Raw genomic sequence first — 13,274 nt, forward strand, 5'->3', positions numbered from 1 at the left:
CATGTCCCTAGAAGGTCAGCTGGACCTGCACCACATCGCTGTAGGTCCCCGCCGGCTGATTCCCCGGCAGCACCACCCGGCCGTAGATCGGCAGCGTGATGTTGTTCGCATTGCTGTAGGCCACATTCACGCTCTGGCTGATCCCCAGCGCCTGGCTGAACCCCGCATCGCGGTAGAGCTGATAGGCCACCTGCGCCGTGCCGCTGTTGAGCTTGAGGTGCCGGCCGCTGCTGTTGTTCTGCCCACCGTCCACGCTCATGGCCAGGGTCACGCCGGGCGTGCATTGCAACTGCACGCTGCTGGCCAGCGCAGTCGACACCGTGCTGGTGGACAACGCCGAATAGCTGCCGTACGTGAGGTTGCCGTAATTGCTGCCACCGCCTACCACCAGGCAGCCGGCAATGATGCTGGCGCTGACCTGGAAACTCGTACCGGTGACCGCCGCCAGTGGCAGCGGCACGCTGCACGCACAGGCCAGCAGCACAGCGGCGCATCCATGCCCGGCCATCGCACTCAGAAGCTCAATTGCACGGCAATGGTATCGGTGTAGGTGCCCGCCGGCAGCCCGGCTTTACCCACCGCCTTGCCCCACAGGTTGATGGTCTGCGCTGCGCCCGTGCTGGCCGCCAGGTTGATCACGCCATTGGCCGCCAGGAGATTGTTGAAGCCCGAGTCGGTGTAGAGATCGTAGGGCACGAAGTTGGCCACGCCGTCATACAGCGCGCGGGTGCCGCCGGTGGACTGGCCGTCATGCAGGCCGCCCTGGATGGTCACCGTGGGCGTGGTGCCGGACGAACATTGGATCGACACCGCGCCGCCGCCGGCTGCCACCAGTTGTGTGCCGGTCTGCGTGAACAGGCTGGTGGTGGTGCCGAAGTTCAGGCTACCGAAGTTCAGGTTGGTGGTACCCGCACCGCCGTTGACCAGGCAACTGCTGGTCAGGATCAGGCTGGAGCTGATCTGCCCGGTCACGGTGGTGGCGGCCTGCGCACCGGCGGCAAGGGCCAGGCCCAGAACAGGTACAGCGAGACGCAAAGCGAGTGATTGCATGGTGCTTTTCCTCTGTTGAATTACCAATCCAGCGTGACCGTCAGGGTGTCGCGGTAGGTGCCGGCGGGAAGTGCGCTGGTATTCGCCACCACCGCGCCATAGACCGGGATCGGTCCCAGGCTGCCGGCGCTGACGGCGAAATTGCGTTGCTGGCCAATGCGATAGATGTCCGTCCCGGCGGCATCGGCCGTGAGTCGATAGGGAATAGTCTGGCGGCCATTGCTCAGGCGCCGGGTGGTGCCGTCACCGTTGACGCCACCGTCGATGGTCACGGTAAAGCCGCGCACCGAGGCATTGCAGGTGACTTGCAGCGCCCCGCCATTGCCCTCGACATTGGCGTTGAGCGGGCGGGTCCAGGTCGGGCCCTGATTGCCGAAATCGAGTTGGCCCAGGTTGGCAGGCAGGTCCTGGGCACCGGCGCTCACCTGGCAGGCCGGCAGGATCACCAGCCGCGCCTGGATGCTGCCGGTGACGACCGCCTCGGCATCCCCCGCAACCAACAACAGGGGGCTGAGCAACAGCGCGGTACAGGTGAAGTGCTTCATATCGATCCCACTTCCATCAGGATAAAACCAGTTGGCCACCCAACCTTGGGCGACATTCCTTTACCTGCCGAGTCCACCCGGCAGTCACTGCACAAAAATGCTTACCAGGTCACCGTGACCTTCACCACGTCGCTGTAGCGACTCACTGCGGGGATTTGAGCCAGGGGTTCGATGCGCGCATACAGCGGCAACTCCACCGAGCCACTGTCGGGCACCGTGCCGCTCACTGTTTCATTGACTGGCAATGCCACGCGTCGGGCGGCATCGCGGTAAAGACGATAGGGAATCGGCGAGGCATGCCGCTCCCCGGCCAGGTAGCGCACCTCGCCGATGCCACCATGCAGGCCGCCGTCGATACGCACTTGATAAGGGGTGTCCGGATTGCATTCCAGGCGTGGCTGGCGCGTGCTGGTCAGCGCAGCGCTCAAGGGGCCGGCGGGGTTGTCGAGACGGGCGGTGCTGCCGAAATCGAGCACACCGAGCTGCTCGATCCCCGCGTCATGCGTCAGACCGACCAACTGGCAGCCACGCATCACATTGACGCGCACCTCCACCTGCAATTGTGTGGCCAACGCTTGCGCGCTGCACAGCGTGCCTACGATGGCCAAAACCATAGATCCATTCACGGCCTCAATCCTTTTGAGGAATGGCGTACCAGGATCAGGTTAGCAGTGGAGGGCAAAGCTGCCAGTCGCGTCAGAAATACGACTGTCAAAAATGTTGTACGTTTGTTACCAGTTCAGCGTCACCAAGGTGCGCGGGCTGCCATCTTCCTGGGGGGCCTGCTCGGTGCTGACGGTAAATTCGGTGGGGCTGTCGGAGGCAGTGCTGCAGCGCACGAGCGGGCGGCTTGCAGCGCTGCCCGGGCTGACTTCACAGCCGGCAGTGATCACCAGCTGCGCGCTGATCTGCCCGCTGCTGACCACCGCCTGCGCAGGGTTGACCCACAGGCAGCAGGCGCCCACGACCAGCAAGAGGCGATGGATGACGAACATGAATGACCTTGAGGAAACCGCGAGGTAGGAAACGCCGCCAAGGATATCCGAGATGGCTATGTGCCTGCATCGATTTCGGCGCTCAGCCGACGCGCGGTGACCGGTCTCTTTTTGAGATCGCTGGCCGCCACATTTTGTATTGGTTAAATTAGCGCGAGCGCTGCACCCTAACGCCATTCACCCCACGGAACCCTCGCCCTTGGCTGTCCTTCCCCCCGCCCTGCGCCGACTGTTCGGCAAGCCTGCCGCCGCTACCGCCACGTCCGATGACGTGTCCACGTACTTCCAGCGCAAGGCCCGGCGCCAGGGCTACACCCTGAGCCCGAGCCAGCAACAGGTTATCGAGCGCATGGCGCAGATAGCCGCTGCCCTGCAACAGCAGCACACGCCGCGCAGCCTGTACTTGCACGGCGCCGTGGGGCGCGGCAAAAGCTGGTTGCTCGACGGGTTCTTCCAGGCGCTGCCCCTGGCGCAGAAGCAGCGGGTGCACTTCCACGACTTTTTCGCCCGCCTGCATCAAGGCATGTTCCGCCATCGCCAGCAGCCCGACGCCCTTGCGGTCACCCTGGATGAATTGCTCGAAGGCTGCCACGTGCTGTGTTTCGACGAGTTCCATGTCCACGATATCGGCGACGCGATGCTCATCACCCGCCTGTTCAAGGCCTTGTTCGAGCGCGGCGTGGTGGTGCTGGTGACCTCCAATTACCCGCCCGAAGGGCTGTTGCCCAACCCGCTGTATCACCAGCGCTTCAAGCCGGTGATCGAGCTGATCGGCGCGCGCATGGACGTCATGGAGGTCAACGCGCCCCAGGATTACCGGGGCCTGCCACACAATCACGGCCAGCAGCGCTTCACCCAGGGGCCGTTCATCTGGCCCGGCAGCCCGGCGCAGCGTGCGGCGTTCGGGGTGCCGGCGGCGGATTGCCCGGCGCTCACGCTGGCGGTCGGCACCCGGCAATTAAGGGTGCGCTGGCACCAGGGGCGCACCGTCGCCTTCACCTTCAACGACCTGTGCGAGCAGCCCACGGCGGTGATGGACTACCTGCTGCTGTGCAAAAACTTCGACGACTGGATCATCGACGGCCTGCCCCTACTGGGCGATTGCCCGATTGCCGTGCAGCAGCGCTTCATCAACCTGGTGGACGTGCTCTACGACCAGGACAAGCACCTGACCCTGATCGGTGAACGGCCGCTGGCCGAGTGCCTGGCAGGCCAGGCCATCGACCTTGCGCGCACCGCCAGCCGCCTGAACCAATTGCAGCAGGCCAACCCGCAAGCCCTGCCCGACCCGGTATCATGAGCGCCTTCCACGTCCCTTTGCCGAGTGACCGCGCCGTTCATGCATACCCTCGCCCAACTCAAGGCTGGCCAATTGGCCGGTATTACACGCCTGGACCTGTCCTGCGGGCTGACTGAATTCCCGCCGGAAATCTTCACGCTGGCCGACTCCCTGGAAATCCTCAACCTCAGTGGCAACGCCCTGAGCAGCTTGCCCGATGATCTGCACCGCCTGCCGCACCTGCGCGTGCTGTTCTGCTCGGACAACGCCTTTACCGACCTGCCGGAATGCCTTGGCCAGTGCGCGAAGCTGAGCATGATCGGCTTCAAGGCCAACCGCATCAGCCGCGTGCCCGCCGCCGCGTTGCCACCGTTGTTGCGCTGGTTGATCCTCACCGACAACTGCATCGACCAATTGCCCGATGAGCTGGGCGCGCGGCCGCTGCTGCAAAAACTGATGCTGGCCGGCAACCGGCTGAGCGCCCTGCCGCCAAGCCTGGCCAACTGCCACAACCTCGAACTGCTGCGCATCGCGTCCAACCGCTTCACGCGCCTACCCGAATGGCTGCTGACGCTGCCGAGCCTGACCTGGCTGGCCTATGCCGGCAACCCAGTGGAAATGGCCGTGGAGATAGCCGCGGATGACACCACGCCGACCATTCCCTGGACCGAACTGGAACTGGCCGAAGTGCTCGGCGAAGGTGCCTCCGGGGTGATTCGCAAGGCGTTGTGGAAACCGCAGGCGCTACCCGTCGCCGTCAAGCTGTACAAGGGCACGATCACCAGCGATGGCTCGCCGCTGCACGAAATGCAGGCCTGCATCGCCGCCGGGCTGCACCCCAACCTGATCAAGGTGCAGGGCCGCGTGAGTGGCCATCCAGAGGACCAGGCCGCGCTGGTGATGGACCTGATCGACCCGAGCTACGGCAACCTCGCCGCCCTGCCGAGCCTGGCCTCGTGCACCCGCGACATCTACGCACCCGACACCCGTTTCAGTCTCGAGGTAGCGCTGCGCATGGCGCGCGGCATTGCCTCGGTAGCCGCGCACTTGCACCGGCACGGCATCACCCATGGCGACCTGTACGGCCACAATGTCCTGTGGAATGCGGCGGGCGATTGCCTGCTCGGGGACTTTGGCGCGGCGTCGTTCCATGCCACGGCGGACACCCTGGAGACTCGCGCGTTGCAGCGCATTGAAGTGCGCGCGTTTGGTGTGTTGCTGGGGGAGTTGCTGGAGCGGGTTGACGAAGGGTTGAGCGAGGCGACACGCCTGGTGCTGGAGGGCTTGCGGGAGCAGTGCTGCCAACCCGACGTACTCGCCCGGCCAGGTTTCGAGGCGATACAAGCCACGCTGCAAACCTTGTAGGAGCCCGGCTTGCCGGCGATGGCCGTCTCAAACAGGCCATTGCCGGCAAGCCGGACTCCTACAGGGGGGGTTCAACACGCTGTATCAGCCGGCCAGGCCGACGAACATATCCTGCACGTCGTCATGGTTGTCCAGGCCTTCGAGGAAGGCTTCGACTTCGGCCATCTGCTCATCGCTCAAACCCGTCACCGGGTTTTTGGAGATATAGCCCAGCTTGGCCGACAACACGGTGAAGCCCTGCTCCGGCAGCGCTTTCTGCACGGCGTCGAGGTCGGTGGTCTCGGTGATGAACAGGGTGGTGCCCTCTTCCTCGCCGTCTTCGAAATCCTGTGCGCCGGCTTCAATCGCGGCCATTTCCGGGTCAGCGTCAGGGCTGTCCGGCGAAGCTTCGATCAGGCCGACGTGGTTGAAGTCCCAGGCCACGGAGCCGGAAGCCCCCAGCTGACCCTTGCGGAAGGCCACGCGGATTTCCGCCACGGTACGGTTGATGTTGTCGGTCACGCACTCGACGATCAACGGCACCTGGTGCGGGGCAAACCCTTCGTAGGTCACGCGGTGGTACTGCACGGTTTCGCCGAGCAGACCGGCGCCCTTCTTGATGGCGCGGTCCAGGGTTTCCTTGGGCATCGAGGCTTTTTTGGCCTGCTCCACCACCAGACGCAGGTGGGCGTTGGTCGCGGTGTCGGCGCCGTTGCGGGCGGCGATGGTGATTTCTTTCACCAGCTTGCCGAAGATTTTGCCCTTGGCATTGGCTGCCGCTTCTTTATGTTTGACTTTCCACTGTGCGCCCATGACTCACTCTCTTTTCGTCCATCGCGCCGAAACGTCTACTGGCCGGCGCTTTGGGGGCAGAGTTTATAGGGCAAAAACACTCTAATCCACCAAAAAACCGGCCAGCCTGTCAGGTGCGCAAGGGTTTGATCGTGACGTTGCGGTCCGGCACAAAATCGCCGACCTCGGCCAGCACCGCCGGCCTGGCGTTCCAATAGGGCATCAACACCAGCGAAGAAAACAGCGCCGCGCCGGCAAACACGATGAACACCGTGACCGTGTCGAAGTAACCCGGCAGCAAGCCGCCGAGCACCGCGCCCACCGAGCCGCAACCGTTGACAAAGCCTGCCGCCGTGGCGCCGGCCTTGGCGGTGCCGAAGTCGATGGCGGCAGTGCTGCTGATCATCGAGTCCGGCCCGTACAGGGTCAGGCCCATGACAAACAGCAAGGCCATCACCAGCATCACACTGCCGGTGTGCAGCGCGCCCATGAACAACGCGAGGGCCACGGTCAGGGCCAGCAGGCTGAGTACACAGGCGGGCATGCGCCGCGCGCCGAAGAGCTTGTCGGACGCCAGCCCGATCAGAATCGGTCCAAGCAACCCGGCCAGTTCAAATGCGGTCGGCACAATCGCCGCGCCGACCTTGCCCACCGAGGGCATCTGCTCGTAGACGATCACCGGCCCCCACAACAGGATCGCGTAACGCGCCGGTTTCAGCAGGAAATACGCCAGGCCCAAGGTCAGCACCGTGCGGTTGCGCAGGATCGCGCGCAGTGGCTCCAACACGCTGATGCGTTTTGCGGCCGCCCTTTCCTCGGCGGTCATCACCGGCTCGGGTTCGACTGCCGGCAAGCCGACATCTTCGGGCGTGTTGCGCTGGAAGATGAAGAACAACAGCGCCACCACCCCCACCACCGCCGCACTCGAGATAAACGCCGCGTGCCACGTGCCGATCAACGTGTAGGCCCACCACCCGGCAAAGGGCGAGGCCACCAGGCCGCCGAACGCGTAGCACGAACTCCACAGCCCGAGCACCCGCCCACGCTGCTGCGCCGGGAAGAAACTGCCAAGGTTCTTGCACAGCCCCGACCAGCCGGTGGACTGCGCCAGCCCCTGGATCAGCATGCAGGTGACAAAGATCGGCAAGGTCGCAAAGGTGCCCATCACCAGCGCGGCGGCAGCGGAAATCAGCAAGCCACCGAGCACCACCACCCGCGGTCCGAAGCGGTCGGCCAACATGCCCCAGGTGAACTGCCCGACCGCATAGGCCGCCAGGTAAATGCCATCCAGGTTGGCCATCATCATTTTATCGAGGGGGAAACTCGGGTCGTCGACGATCCCCAGCTTGGCCACGGAAAACGCTTTGCGAGTGAAATAGAACGCCGCGTACGCCAGCCAGGTGATGGCGAAAATCTGCACGCGCCAACGCTTGATGCTACCCATTGGGATATTCATGGTGGTTCTGACCTCAGGTGAGTGTGCCGGCAGAATCGAGAAGCAAATGCCTGTTCTTTTTATGGTTGAGCACTGCAATGCCGAGCCGTGGACACGGTGGCATTGGTCAGATGAGACCTGTGTCCCAGGTCCCATGACCGCCGTGGTTGTAGGACTCAACCTACGGCGGTTGAGGCGTATCAAAGCAATGGCTGACTAATAGGTAAAATCGATTTATCGTATTTCAAATATAAGCCCAGCTTGTAAGAGGATCAGCGATGTCGGTGTCCCACGCCCAGCTCAAGGCCTTCCATGCGGTGGCCGTACACGGCAGTTTCACCCAGGCCGCCGAACGCCTGTTTCTGACGCAGCCGGCGATTTCCGACCAGGTGCGCAAACTCGAAGAACGCTTCGGCGTGCTGCTGTTCCACCGCAACAAGCGCTCGGTGCGCCTGACCGATCTGGGCGAGCGTCTGCTGGCCATCACCCAGCGCCTGTTTGTGATCGAAGCCGAAGCCGAGGAGTTGCTGCAGGACTCACGCGCGCTGCTCACCGGCACCCTCACCCTCGCCGTGGATGCCCCGGTGCACGTGCTGCCGCAGATCGCGCGGTTTTGCCAGCTGTACCCGGGCATCAGCGTCAAGATCGAAACCGGCAACACCGACGAATCGCTGTTTCGCCTGTACAACTACCAGGCCGACCTGGCCTTGCTCGGCCGCGATGTCGACGATGAGCGCCTGCTGTCACTGCCGTTGCCCGACGACCAGTTGCTCGCCTTCGTCGCGCGCAATCACCCCTGGGCCGGGCGTGAGTCGATCTGCCTGGCCGACCTGGATGACACGCCGCTGGTGCTGCGCGAAATCGGCTCGGTCACCCGGCAGACGCTGGAGCAGGAAATGAGCCAGGCCGGCCTGCGCATTCGCCCGGCGATCCAGGTCGAAGGCCGTGAGGCCGCGCGTGAGGCGGTGGTGGTGGGGATTGGCGTGGGGGTGGTCTCGGCGGCGGAGTTCGGCGCCGACTCGCGGGTGTACGCCATGCCCATCCGCGACTGCAGCCAGCGCATGAAGGAAACCCTGGTGTGCCTCAAGGAGCAAAGTTCGCGGCGGGTGGTAGCGACGTTCCTGCAGATCGTGCGCGACAGCCTTCAGCCGGGCGCCAACTCGAAAAACGCCTGAATCAAGCGCAATGCGCGGCGCCGCTCCATGCAGCCGAGCATGTGCCGGTTGCGCAGCCCCTCGCCCTGGATTGCCACGGCCTGCACCCGCGGGTCCGGGCTGACTTCCATCGATGAGACCACGCCGACGCCCAGCTCGGCAGCGACGGCTTCGGTCACCGCCTCACGGCTGTCGAGTTCCAGCAGCACCTTGGGCTGCACCCCCGACGCCGCGCACGCCGCGTCGAAGGTGCGGCGGGTGATGGAGCTGGGCTCGCGCAACACCATGATCACCTCGTCGAGTTGCTCCAGGCGAATCCCCTGGACTGCTGCGCCCACGGGTGGCTGGCCGGCACCAGGGCGCAGATCCGCGACTCGCTCAAGGGTTGCAGGTGCAGGCCGCTGCGCGGCTCGACCTCGGTGAGTACCGCCACATCCGCATGCTCGGACAACAGTGCCGCCAGGGTTTCCTGGGCGTTGCCCAGGCGCAGGTTGACGGTAATCCCGGGGTAGCGCGCACGCAGGCTCGCGATCATCGGCATGACCAGGTGCGGGCCGTCCGCCGCCACCTCCAGGCGCCCGGTGAGCAACTGCCGGTTGGCCTCCAGCATCGTCTGCGCTTCGTCGACCAGGCCGAAGATCGCACGGGTGATCGCGGCCAGGCGCGCGCCCTCCTCGGTCAGCTCCACGCGGCGTGCGGTGCGGCGCAGCAGCGGGATCTGGTAATGCTCTTCCAGGGCCTTGATATGCCCGGTCACCGCCGGTTGGCTGATGAACAGCCGCGCCGCCGCACGGGTAAAACTGCCCTCGCGGGCCACGGCATCGAATGCGCGCAGTTGGAACAGGTTCATAGCTATCGGCCTCACTGATAGCTCGCATAACAACAAACAATTTGATTGATGACAAGCCAAGCTGCAATTTAGGCCCCGTAGATTCAACCCCCGATGCCTTGCGAGGACTTGAGATGACCACTGCCGCGCCGATCCTGCTGACCCCTGGCCCCTTGACCACATCGAACCGCACGCGTCAGGCGATGATGGTGGATTGGGGGTCCTGGGATGACCGTTTCAATGCCCTCACTGCCAGCGTCTGCTCGCAACTGCTGGCGATCCTTCACGGCACAGACAGCCACCATTGCGTGCCCCTGCAAGGCAGCGGCACCTTCGCCGTCGAAGCCGCCATCGGCACCCTGGTGCCGCGTGACGGCAAGGTCCTGGTGCTGATCAACGGCGCCTACGGCAAGCGCCTGGCAAAAATCTGCGAAGTACTCGGCCGCGACTTCAGCACCTTTGAAACCGCCGAAGACCAGCCCACTACCGCCGCCGACGTCGACCGCCTGCTGCGCGCCGACACGGCCATCACCCATGTCGCGTTGATCCACTGCGAAACCAGCACCGGCATTCTCAACCCGTTGCCGGAGATCGCCCAAGTGGTCAAGGACCACGGCAAGCGCCTGATCATCGACGCCATGAGTTCCTTCGGGGCGCTGCCGATCGATGCCCGTGAAGTGCCGTTCGATGCGCTGATCGCCGCCTCGGGCAAATGCCTGGAAGGCGTGCCGGGCATGGGGTTCGTCTTCGCCGAAAAACAGGCCCTCGCCGCCGCCCAGGGCAACTGCCACTCCCTGGCGATGGACCTGTTCGACCAGCACAGCTACATGGTCAAGACCGGCCAATGGCGCTTTACCCCGCCGACGCATGTGGTCGCGGCGCTGCACGAAGCGCTGCTGCAATACGCCGAAGAAGGCGGCCTGCCCGCGCGCCATCAACGCTACGCCGACAACTGCCAGGCGCTGCTCGACGGCATGGCCGCACTCGGCCTGCGCAGCTTCCTGCCGGCCGAGATCCAGGCGCCGATCATCGTCACCTTCCACGCCCCGCAAGATGCGCGCTACCGGTTCAAGGACTTCTACGAGCGGGTCAAGGCCAAGGGTTTCATTCTGTACCCGGGCAAATTGACCCAGGTCGAAACCTTCCGCGTGGGCTGCATCGGCCACGTCGATGCGACAGGCATGCAGGCAGCGGTCACGGCGATCGCGCAGACACTGCAAGACATGCATGTGCTCGAACCTGCAGGAGCCGGCTTGTCGGCGATCACCGGCGACGCAGTTCTTCTGTAACCCCTCATTTTCGTTCATCGCTGGCAAGCCAGCTTCTACAGGATTTGTGTATGAACTATCAGAACCCCAACACCCTGCAGGCCGTGATCCTCGATTGGGCCGGCACCGTGGTCGATTTCGGCTCCTTCGCGCCCACGCAGATTTTCGTCGAGGCCTTCGCCGAGTTCGATGTGCAAGTCTCCATCGAAGAAGCCCGTGGCCCGATGGGCATGGGCAAGTGGGACCACATCCGCACCCTCTGCGACCAGCCGCAAGTTGCCGAACGCTACCGCAAGGCCTTCGGCCGCACGCCCACCGATGACGACGTGACCGCCATCTACCAGCGCTTCATGCCGCTGCAGATCGAGAAGATCGCCGAACACTCGGCGCTGATTCCCGGGGCCCTTGACACGATCGCACGGCTGCGTGTGCAAGGTATCAAGATCGGTTCCTGCTCCGGTTACCCCAAGCAAGTGATGGACAAGGTCGTCGCCCTGGCCGCCACCAACGGCTACATCGCCGACCACGTGGTGGCCACCGACGAAGTGCCCAACGGCCGCCCATGGCCGGCCCAGGCCCTGGCCAACGTGATCGCCCTGGGCATTGATGATGTCGCCGCCTGCGTGAAGGTCGACGACACCGTGCCGGGCATCCTCGAAGGCCGTCGCGCCGGCATGTGGACGGTGGCCCTGACCTGCTCCGGCAACGCGCTGGGCCTGACCTACGAGCAGTTCCGCGCACTCGACGCCGCCACGCTGGCCAGCGAACGCAAGCGCATCGAGGCGATGTTCAAAGGCTCGCGACCGCACTACCTGATCGACACGATCAACGAGTTGCCGGCAGTGATCACCGACATCAACCAGCGCCTGGCCCGCGGTGAAATGCCGCAAAGCCACTGATCGAGGTCAAGACAACGGCAATCGCGCCAGGCAAAGCGCTCAAAACCGGCATACAGTTAAGTCACTGCGTCACCCAAGAACGCAATGTTGTCCAGTGATGAAACTGTACCGGTGGCGAGGGAGTTTGCTCCCTCGCCACCGGTTTGCCCTGATGAGTGAGGAACACAGCGATGCCGTGGAAAAATTCCGATACGCGTTACAGCACCATGTCGATCGCGTTGCACTGGTTGATGGTGGTGCTGCTGGCGGTGGTCTACGCCTGCATTGAGCTGCGCGGCCAGTTTCCCAAAGGCAGCGGCGCACGGACGCTGATCGTCGAGATGCACTTCATGTTCGGCCTCACCGTGTTTGTGCTGGTGTGGCTACGCCTGTTTGCGCGCAGCCTGGGGGTGGCGCCGAAGATCGTGCCGGCGCCGCCGCAATGGCAAACCCTGCTCGCCACCCTGATGCATATGGCGCTGTATGCCTTGATGATCGGTATGCCGATTGCCGGTTGGTTGATCGTCAGTGCCGAAGGCCATTCGGTGATGTTCTACGGCATCGAGTTGCCGCCGCTGATTGCCGAAAACAAAGGGTTGGCCAAGGAGATTGAAAGCTGGCACGTGCTGTTCGGCAAGATCGGCTACTGGCTGATCGGGCTGCATGCACTGGCGGGGATCGCTCATCATTACATCCTGCGTGACAACACGGCGTTGCGCATGATGCCCGGCAAGCGAGGGAGCATTCACTAACGCCATCGACTGCTGGATCACACTCGCGGATGCCCTGAGCTCAACGATGGGAAACCCCGGCGGCCTTGCAAGCCGCCGGTGTGGACAAAGATCAGGCGCGTACCACAGACGAAGCGGCGGGCTTCAATCTGCTGCTTCAACACCAGCAACGCCTTGCCGGTGTAGAGCGGCTCCAGCGGCAGGCCACAGGCTTGCTCGGTGGCGTCGATAAAGGCCAGCAACTCCGGATCAACCTTGGCAAAGCCGCCCCGGCTGGCCTCCAGCAATTGATAACCGTGCTGCACCAGCGCCTGTACCTGCTGCGCAACCCCATGGTCATCGGGCACCGCCAGCGCGCCATACACCGGATGCGCGCCCGCCTCCGCCAGCACCAGTCCCGCCAGCGTGGTACCAGTGCCCGCTGCCAGCCACCAGCCGTCATAATCCGCCCAGCCGATGTCGCTCAATTGCGCGCGCACCTGCTCCACCAGTACCGCACAGCCCAACGCCCCCGCCAGTCCACCGCCACCTTCGGGCACCGGGTGCAGGTGTGGGTACTGCTCGCGCCACGGCCCCCAGAAATCCGGCGCATGCCGCGCGCGATAGCCGCCATAGCCCAGCCAGTGCAACTGCATGCCGAAGGCGTTGAGGTCGAGGACGGTGGGGGTGTCTTGCGCATGGCCACGCAGCAGGCCGACGGTGGCAAAGCCAAAGCGCTTGCCCGCCGCCGCCAGCGCATGCAGATGGTTGGAATGCGCGCCACCCAGGCTGATGATCCCACTGGCGCCAGCAGCCCGACCTTGCGCGAGGTGCTCGGTGAGCTTGAACCACTTGTTGCCGCTGATCAGCGGGTCGATGCGGTCGAGGCGCAGCACGGCCAACTCGACGCCGTCCAGCCAATCGAGCTGCACAGGTTCAAGCGGAGCGTAGGGAAGCCAATCGAAGGGGCCCATCGGGAAGGGTCTGCATGCAAA

14 protein-coding genes and 1 pseudogene are annotated in these 13,274 nt (G+C 64.1%); 6 read left to right on the top strand and 9 right to left on the bottom strand.

Annotated features, from left to right (window positions below):
• Positions 1 to 7 precede the first annotated feature (7 nt).
• The 5 genes from JFU04_RS18285 to JFU04_RS18305 form a co-directional block, all read right to left on the bottom strand.
• Entirely contained in the window at positions 8 to 508 is a 501-nt protein-coding gene (locus JFU04_RS18285; RefSeq protein ID WP_201145247.1) for a Csu type fimbrial protein, read from the bottom strand.
• A gap of 5 nt (positions 509 to 513) precedes the next feature.
• Positions 514 to 1,050, bottom strand: coding sequence for a spore coat protein U domain-containing protein (locus JFU04_RS18290; RefSeq protein WP_065901120.1), 537 nt, complete (start codon positions 1,048 to 1,050; stop codon positions 514 to 516).
• Between the two features lie 20 nt (positions 1,051 to 1,070).
• On the bottom strand, positions 1,071 to 1,595 hold the full coding sequence (locus JFU04_RS18295) for a Csu type fimbrial protein (RefSeq protein ID WP_065901122.1): 525 nt from the start codon (positions 1,593 to 1,595) through the stop codon (positions 1,071 to 1,073).
• A 101-nt stretch (positions 1,596 to 1,696) separates the two neighbouring features.
• Positions 1,697 to 2,209 (bottom strand): Csu type fimbrial protein, encoded by a 513-nt coding sequence (locus JFU04_RS18300; RefSeq protein ID WP_201146424.1) that lies wholly within the window; start codon positions 2,207 to 2,209, stop codon positions 1,697 to 1,699.
• 117 nt (positions 2,210 to 2,326) lie between these two features.
• Positions 2,327 to 2,590 carry a hypothetical protein gene (locus JFU04_RS18305; RefSeq protein WP_201145249.1) on the bottom strand — a complete coding sequence of 88 codons (264 nt, stop codon included), beginning with the start codon at positions 2,588 to 2,590 and terminating at the stop codon, positions 2,327 to 2,329.
• Positions 2,591 to 2,789: 199 nt separating this feature from the next.
• Here JFU04_RS18305 and zapE point away from each other — a divergent pair, with 199 nt between their 5' ends.
• Together zapE and JFU04_RS18315 are read left to right on the top strand one after the other, a co-directional pair.
• Complete coding sequence (gene zapE, locus JFU04_RS18310; protein ID WP_201145251.1) at positions 2,790 to 3,890, top strand: cell division protein ZapE; 1,101 nt, start codon at positions 2,790 to 2,792, stop codon at positions 3,888 to 3,890.
• Positions 3,891 to 3,929: 39 nt separating this feature from the next.
• Entirely contained in the window at positions 3,930 to 5,234 is a 1,305-nt protein-coding gene (locus tag JFU04_RS18315; RefSeq protein ID WP_201145253.1) for a protein kinase, read from the top strand.
• An 84-nt stretch (positions 5,235 to 5,318) separates the two neighbouring features.
• Here JFU04_RS18315 and JFU04_RS18320 read toward each other — a convergent pair whose 3' ends face one another.
• Both JFU04_RS18320 and JFU04_RS18325 read right to left on the bottom strand, forming a co-directional pair.
• Positions 5,319 to 6,026: a YebC/PmpR family DNA-binding transcriptional regulator gene (locus JFU04_RS18320; RefSeq protein WP_065901129.1), complete on the bottom strand. Its 708-nt coding sequence runs from the start codon at positions 6,024 to 6,026 to the stop codon at positions 5,319 to 5,321.
• Between the two features lie 109 nt (positions 6,027 to 6,135).
• Complete coding sequence (locus JFU04_RS18325; RefSeq protein ID WP_201145255.1) at positions 6,136 to 7,461, bottom strand: MFS transporter; 1,326 nt, start codon at positions 7,459 to 7,461, stop codon at positions 6,136 to 6,138.
• A 257-nt stretch (positions 7,462 to 7,718) separates the two neighbouring features.
• On the opposite strand from JFU04_RS18325, the gene JFU04_RS18330 reads away from it, so the two are divergent.
• Positions 7,719 to 8,615 (top strand): LysR substrate-binding domain-containing protein, encoded by an 897-nt coding sequence (locus JFU04_RS18330; RefSeq protein ID WP_106803360.1) that lies wholly within the window; start codon positions 7,719 to 7,721, stop codon positions 8,613 to 8,615.
• Here JFU04_RS18330 and JFU04_RS18335 read toward each other — a convergent pair.
• Positions 8,585 to 9,444, bottom strand: a pseudogene (locus JFU04_RS18335) (LysR substrate-binding domain-containing protein). The gene JFU04_RS18330 and the pseudogene JFU04_RS18335 overlap by 31 nt on opposite strands.
• A gap of 113 nt (positions 9,445 to 9,557) precedes the next feature.
• Between JFU04_RS18335 and JFU04_RS18340 the strand changes: the two are divergent.
• From JFU04_RS18340 to JFU04_RS18350, 3 genes are all read left to right on the top strand, one after another.
• Positions 9,558 to 10,712: a 2-aminoethylphosphonate--pyruvate transaminase gene (locus JFU04_RS18340; protein ID WP_201145257.1), complete on the top strand. Its 1,155-nt coding sequence runs from the start codon at positions 9,558 to 9,560 to the stop codon at positions 10,710 to 10,712.
• A 50-nt stretch (positions 10,713 to 10,762) separates the two neighbouring features.
• Positions 10,763 to 11,590 (top strand): phosphonoacetaldehyde hydrolase, encoded by an 828-nt coding sequence (gene phnX / locus JFU04_RS18345; protein ID WP_065901139.1) that lies wholly within the window; start codon positions 10,763 to 10,765, stop codon positions 11,588 to 11,590.
• Positions 11,591 to 11,760: 170 nt separating this feature from the next.
• Positions 11,761 to 12,321, top strand: coding sequence for a cytochrome b (locus tag JFU04_RS18350; RefSeq protein ID WP_201145259.1), 561 nt, complete (start codon positions 11,761 to 11,763; stop codon positions 12,319 to 12,321).
• Between the two features lie 17 nt (positions 12,322 to 12,338).
• Here the strand turns inward: JFU04_RS18350 and JFU04_RS18355 are convergent, their stop codons facing one another.
• Positions 12,339 to 13,253: a 1-aminocyclopropane-1-carboxylate deaminase/D-cysteine desulfhydrase gene (locus JFU04_RS18355; RefSeq protein WP_201145261.1), complete on the bottom strand. Its 915-nt coding sequence runs from the start codon at positions 13,251 to 13,253 to the stop codon at positions 12,339 to 12,341.
• Between the last annotated feature and the right edge of the window lie 21 nt (positions 13,254 to 13,274).

The organism is Pseudomonas sp. TH21, from assembly GCF_016651025.1.
GTDB classification, from domain to species: Bacteria; Pseudomonadota; Gammaproteobacteria; order Pseudomonadales; family Pseudomonadaceae; genus Aquipseudomonas; species Aquipseudomonas aylmerensis.